The sequence below is a fragment of the Mesorhizobium sp. M0437 genome (genome assembly GCF_040321335.1).
Lineage (GTDB): Bacteria > Pseudomonadota > Alphaproteobacteria > Rhizobiales > Rhizobiaceae > Mesorhizobium.
In genome coordinates, this window is the sequence record NZ_JAMYRK010000134.1 from 1 (window position 1) to 5,751 (window position 5,751).

The following is a 5,751-nucleotide window of genomic DNA, read 5'->3' on the forward strand; positions in this document are numbered from 1 at the left end:
TCGGACGGTGCGGGGGGATTCAGATCAACCACTGACGAATCCGGCGCATGATGATGGCGCGCCGTTGAGTGACCCGGCTGCAGCACCGAGGCACCTAGCCTCGACCCACTGCCTCCGGCATACGGCGCCGCGGCGTGTTCTTGTCCGCTCCCTTGCATCATGGGCTGCGCCTCCCATGGCAATGCACCCACTTGATGGGTGGGGGCCTGCATCAGCACGCGAGCGCCTGAATTGCCGATCTCGCTCAGCTGCGGCTCAGTGGCAACGTCCTGCAGACGACTGTTCGGGGTCCTTTGCCTCTTCGCTGGTCTCAACTCCGCTGTATCATGCTCACGGTTGATGAGGACCTCCTCGCTTGGTAGCTGGTTGCTCCTGTCCTGTGCAGCGATCCGCTCGTCCGGCGCGCGCTGGTCGCCGTCGCGCCAGCTCAGGGGACGAAAGGACCCTGCGGGATCCGAGGCTTGGTGATGGGGCCCAGTTGGCACGAAAGACAATGGCGGAACAGCGTCGTCTTCATTAGCTTTCCCAGGGAGCTCGCGCCCGAGTTCGGACTTCCGGAGATGAGCTAGTGCACTGATCCCACCGGAGTTGTTATAGCGCTTGGCATCTTCATCCAGCGACCCCTCGTGAAGCCGAGCCGCAATCCCCGGCTTTTTGTTTTCAACCAGGTATTCACTGAAACGTCTAGGAGCAGATCCATAGGTCTGAATGGTAGCGGGATTCGGCCCGCTCGGCGCTGCCTTGTACTCTTTGATGGGAGCCGCTGTGTAATCTCTGATGAGCGCGGCGTCGGCAGGGTCGGGATTATTCAGGACAGCGGCGCGGTCCAGCACTGGCGCTCCGCCCGCCCACGTCTTGAGATGACCCACTGCTCTAGCCACGTCCGAGGAGCCACTCTTGCTCTCGTACTCCTTGAGATCCGGATCCAGCGACTCCTCGTGAAGCCGAGCAGCAAATCCCGGCCTGTTATTATCAAAGAGCCAACGACCAAAGCCGAGAAGAGAATTTACATGGCGCTTGACCGTGCTCTCCAATGCTGACCTCAGCCCTTCGACAATGGTCGCATCGTTGGAATAGAGAGGACCCTTGTCGCGACCGGAGACCCCTATTGGAGGATCTGGCTGCACCGCCGGCGGCACAGAACGAGCATGGTCACGCAACTCGGACGGTGCGGGGGGATTCAGATCAACCACTGACGAATCCGGCGCATCATGATGGCGCGCCGTTGAGTGACCCGGCTGCAGCACCGAGGCACCTAGCCTCGACCCACTGTCTCCGGCGTAGGGCGCCGCGGCGTGTTCTTGTCCGCTCCCTTGCACCATGAGTTGCGCCTCCCATGGCGATGTATCCACTTGAGGGCCGGGATCATGCACTGGTTCGTCCATTTGCTTTTGCAACCGAGCCCACCTTTCGGCCACCGCGGCCTCGCCAACCGCGGAGGGCGTCTCCTCAGCCCTGGCGAACGCTGGCCCGGCAGGCGCCGCCGGCACAGAACGAGCATGGTCACGCAACTCGAACGGTGCGGGGGGATTCAGATCAACCACTGACGAATCGCGCGCCGTTGAGTGACCCGGCTGCAGCACCGAGGCACCCAGCATCGACCCACTGCCTCCGGCGTAGGGCGCCGCGGCGTGTTCTTGTCCGCTCCCTTGCACCATGAGTTGCGCCTCCCATGGCGATGTATCCACCCGAGGGCCGGGATCATGCACTGGTTCGTCCATTTGCTTTTGCAACCGAGCCCACCTTTCGGCCACCGCGGCCTCGCCAACCGCGGAGGGCGTCTCCTCAGCCCTGGCGAACGCTGGCCCGGCAGGCGCCGCCGGCACAGAACGAGCATGGTCACGCAAATCGGACGGTGCGAGGGGATTCAGATCAACCACTGACGAATCCGGCGCATCATGATGGCGCGCCGTTGAGTGACCCGGCTGCAGCACCGAGGCACCCAGCATCGACCCACTGCCTCCGGTATGCGGTGCCAGGTGCTCGTCCCCCAGCATCATGGGCTGCGCCTCCCATGGCAATGCACCCACTTGATGGGTGGGGGCCTGCATCAGCACGCGAGCGCCTGAATTGCCGATCTCGCTCAGCTGCTTAGCTTTCCCAGGGAGCTTCTCTGGCCGACCCAATGCCTTCTGCGGCCCGCTGTGCTGCGCAGCGGCGTCCCCAATGGCACGAGCCTCCATGCCGACTGCGTCTTCCGGACGAGCAGCAAGGGCAATTTCGCGCCCGAGTGCGGCGTACGGCGGGAACTTCCGGAGATGAGCTAGTGCACTGATCCACCGGTTACCACTGGAGTCCAAATAACGCCTGGCATCTTCATCCAGCGACTCCTCGTAAAGCCGAGCCGCAATCCCCGGCCTGTTGTTTTCATGCAGGTATTGACTGAAACGTCTAAGAGTAGCCGCATAGTCCTGAGTGGTTTTGGGATTCGGCCCGGTCGCAGGCTCTGCCTCGTACTTTTTGATGAGAGCCGCTTTGTAATCTCTGATGAGCTCGGCGTCGACAGGGTCGGGATTCAGGGCAGCGCGGCCCACCATTGGCGCTCCGCCCGCCGACTCTTTGAGACGACCCAGTGCTCTAGCCACGTTCGAGGAGCCACTCTCGCGCTGGTACTCTTTGAGATCCTGATCCAGCAACGGATCGTCAAGCCGAGCAGCAAATCCCGGCTTGTTATTATCAAAGAGCCAACGACCAAAGCCGAGAAGAGAATTTACATGGTCCGTGACCGTGCGCTCCCCGACCTTACCGGCATAGAGTGCTGACCGCAGCCCTTCGACAACGGTCGCATCGTTGGAATAAAGAGGACGCTTGTCGCGACCGGAGACCACTACTGGAGGATCTGGCTGCACCGCCGCCGGCATAGAACGAGCATGGTCACGCAACTCGAACGGTGCGGGGGGATTCAGATCAACCACTGACGAATCCGGCGCATGATGATGGCGTGTTTCCCCGGGAACAACGTCCCGTACGAACACCGAGTCTGGGTTGCCTTGGTCCGGCGCGACTGGAGCCAGGGCTCTGTCGTGCAACGCTCGCGCTGACTGGCCGAGCCGCTTGATCCGCTGGTGAAACGTCCCAACGGGGCTTTCCTTAACCGCGTCTCGCGCCTGTCGGTCCATGAGTTCAAAGTTCGTGAGATAATTTGCCGTTCCAGATGTATCGTCACCCATGAGTCGGGTTTGTAGTGCCTGCCGATTGACGACGAGGTTGTTGAGGTTCAGGTCTGGCTGGTCTGGCTGCCATCTTTGCAATCGCCCAACCAGCGCCCGCGTGCCGTCCACCACGTAGACTCCGCAATCCCACTCGTTGCTCTGCTGGGCGATGCGGGGTAAGTCCACGCGGGTCTCCAGGCTGGCGCCCAGCCTTTCTGCGAGGTGTTTTGCAAGCTTGTCATGCCATCCGCTGACGGAGTCATAATGATAGGCAACCGGCCGTTCCCGGTCGCTGCGATCAACGAACAGCAGCGACCAATGTTTGCCGCGCTCCGCAAGAGTCTTACCGCCATCGCTCACTGGCACGAACAGGAAGTCGGCTGTGTCGTTACCGTTCTGATTATGGACGATGCGCTGGAATGCGCTTAGCTTGTCGCTCTCGGAGCCCAAGCGCAGATGATAATTGGCTACGAGGGGATCCACGAACCGCGTCCGGGCGGCGAGTTCTGGATTGTTCCCCTGCAACTCCTGCTCCAGGAGCTGGTAATCCCTCTGGATATGTTCGTCGCCTAGCAATTGCAATGCGCCGAGCACCCGCCCGCTGGGGTCGCCGAAAACACCAAAAAACCCTTCGACCGCGGGGGACATCCCCTCAGGAAAGAGCTCTGGCGAGGCGGAATTCCCCGCCCGCAAGCTGGGCGGAGCGAATTCCGGTGGCCTCAGTGGCACCTCCTCGCTTGGTAGCAGGTTGCTCCTGTCCTGTGCAGCGATCCGCTCGTCCGGCGCGCGCTGGTCGCCGTCGCGCCAGATCAGGGGACGAAAGGACTCTGCGGGATCCGAGGCTTGGTGATGGTGCCCAGTTGGTACGAAAGACGATGGCAGAACAGCGGCGTCTTCATTAGCTTCCCCAGGGAGCTTCTCTGGCCGACCCAATGCCTTCTGCGGCCCGCTGTGCTGCGCAGCGGCGTCCCCAATGGCACGAGCCTCCATGCCGACTGCGTCTTCCGGACGAGCAGCAAGGGCAATTTCGCGCCCGAGTGCGGCGGACGGCAGGAACTTCCGGAGATGAGCTAGTGCAATGATCCTCCGGTCACCACTGGAGTCCTTATAGCGCTTGGCATCTTCATCCAGCGACTCCTCGTGAAGCCGAGCCGCAATCCCCGGCTTGTTGTTTTCAACCAGGTATTCACTGAAACGTCTAAGAGTAGCTCCATAGTCGTGAATGGTTTGGCGATTCGGCCCGGTCGCAGGCGCTCCCTTGTACTCTTTGATGAGAGCCGCTTTGTACTCTTTGATGAGCACGGCGTCGGCAGGGTCGGGATTCAGGACAGCGCGGCCCACCATTGGCACTCCGCCCGCCGACTCTCTGAGACGACGCAGTGCCACAGCCACAGTCGAGGAGCCACCACTGCTCTCGTACTCCTTGAGATCTTCATCCAGCGACTCCTCGTGAAGCCGAGCAGCAAATCCCGGCTTGTTATTTTTAAAGAGCCAACGACCAAAGCCGTAAAGAGAATTTACATGGCGCTTGACCGTGTCCTCCTTGGCCTTACCCGCGTAGAGTGACCTCAGCCCTTCGACAACGGTCGCATCGTTGGAATAAAGAGGACGCTTGCAGCCGCGACCGTCGGAGACCACTATTGGAGGATCTGGCTGCACCGCCGCCGGCACGGCGGAACGAGCATGGTCACGCAACTCGAACGGTGCGGAAGGATTCAGATCACCCACTGACGAATCCGGCGCATGATGATGGCGCGCCGTTGAGTGACCCGGCTGCAGCACCGAGGCACCTAGCATCGACCCACTGCCTCCGGCGTACGGCGCCGCGGCGTGTTCTTGTCCGCTCCCTTGCATCATGGGCTGCGCTTCCCATGGGGCCGCGCCTTCGATGAGGCTCAGGTCTCCCTGAGACGGATGAGGATGGAACGGGTCTGGCAGAGCCGGAACGCCGGGGGCGGGAATTTGGGCAGCGGCTTGGCGCGCCTCGCCCGAGCGCTGCTCAAAGCCCTCTTGCCCGGCCTGTGCCGCTTGCTCTTGAGATGCCGGGGGCTGCACCTGCCGCCAACCTGTTACATTGGATAGGTCAAATTTGTGCCGGTTCACGCTAGCCTCACGTCCACAGATCAGCTGAGCAACCTACTCGGGCATACTTACGAGAAGCTGACGAGGTCCGCGGTCCCGGAGCGGGTAGGCCTAATTTTCTGCGCGCCGATTGCGCTGGCGCGACGTAGCCCGGCCTTTTGCCAGCTCGGCAGCTACGGCTCGCAAAGAGCGTCGTAAGGCTTGCGGAGCCGCCCCTCAGCTCCCGTCGAGGAGCAATCCACAATTCACATATTTGGAGATGGCTCGCTGGTTTACCGGTCTGCGAGCCCTGCAAGCCCATGCTTCAGATGCCGCCCGTGCAGAGGTATTTCATTTCGAGGTAGTCCTCGAGGCAATGGCGGGAACCCTGCGTCAGCGGGAGCGTCAGCTACATAGTCGATAACACGCGCTTTTTACCTCGGTCTCGGCTCGCGACGATGGATTGCTAACGGCGAACTCATGCTGGTCGGCAAGGCGATACTGGCTGGAGCATCAACTCGGCCGACGAGAGTGGCCC

Annotated in this window: 1 protein-coding gene; it reads right to left on the minus strand. The window is 61.5% G+C overall.

All coding sequences use genetic code 11. The features are described 5' to 3' along the window. Window positions 1–4,880: Ulp1 family isopeptidase (locus NKI72_RS33850; RefSeq protein WP_352852093.1), on the minus strand; the 4,880-nt coding region annotated here is incomplete at its 3' end. Window positions 4,881–5,751: the final 871 nt, after the last annotated feature.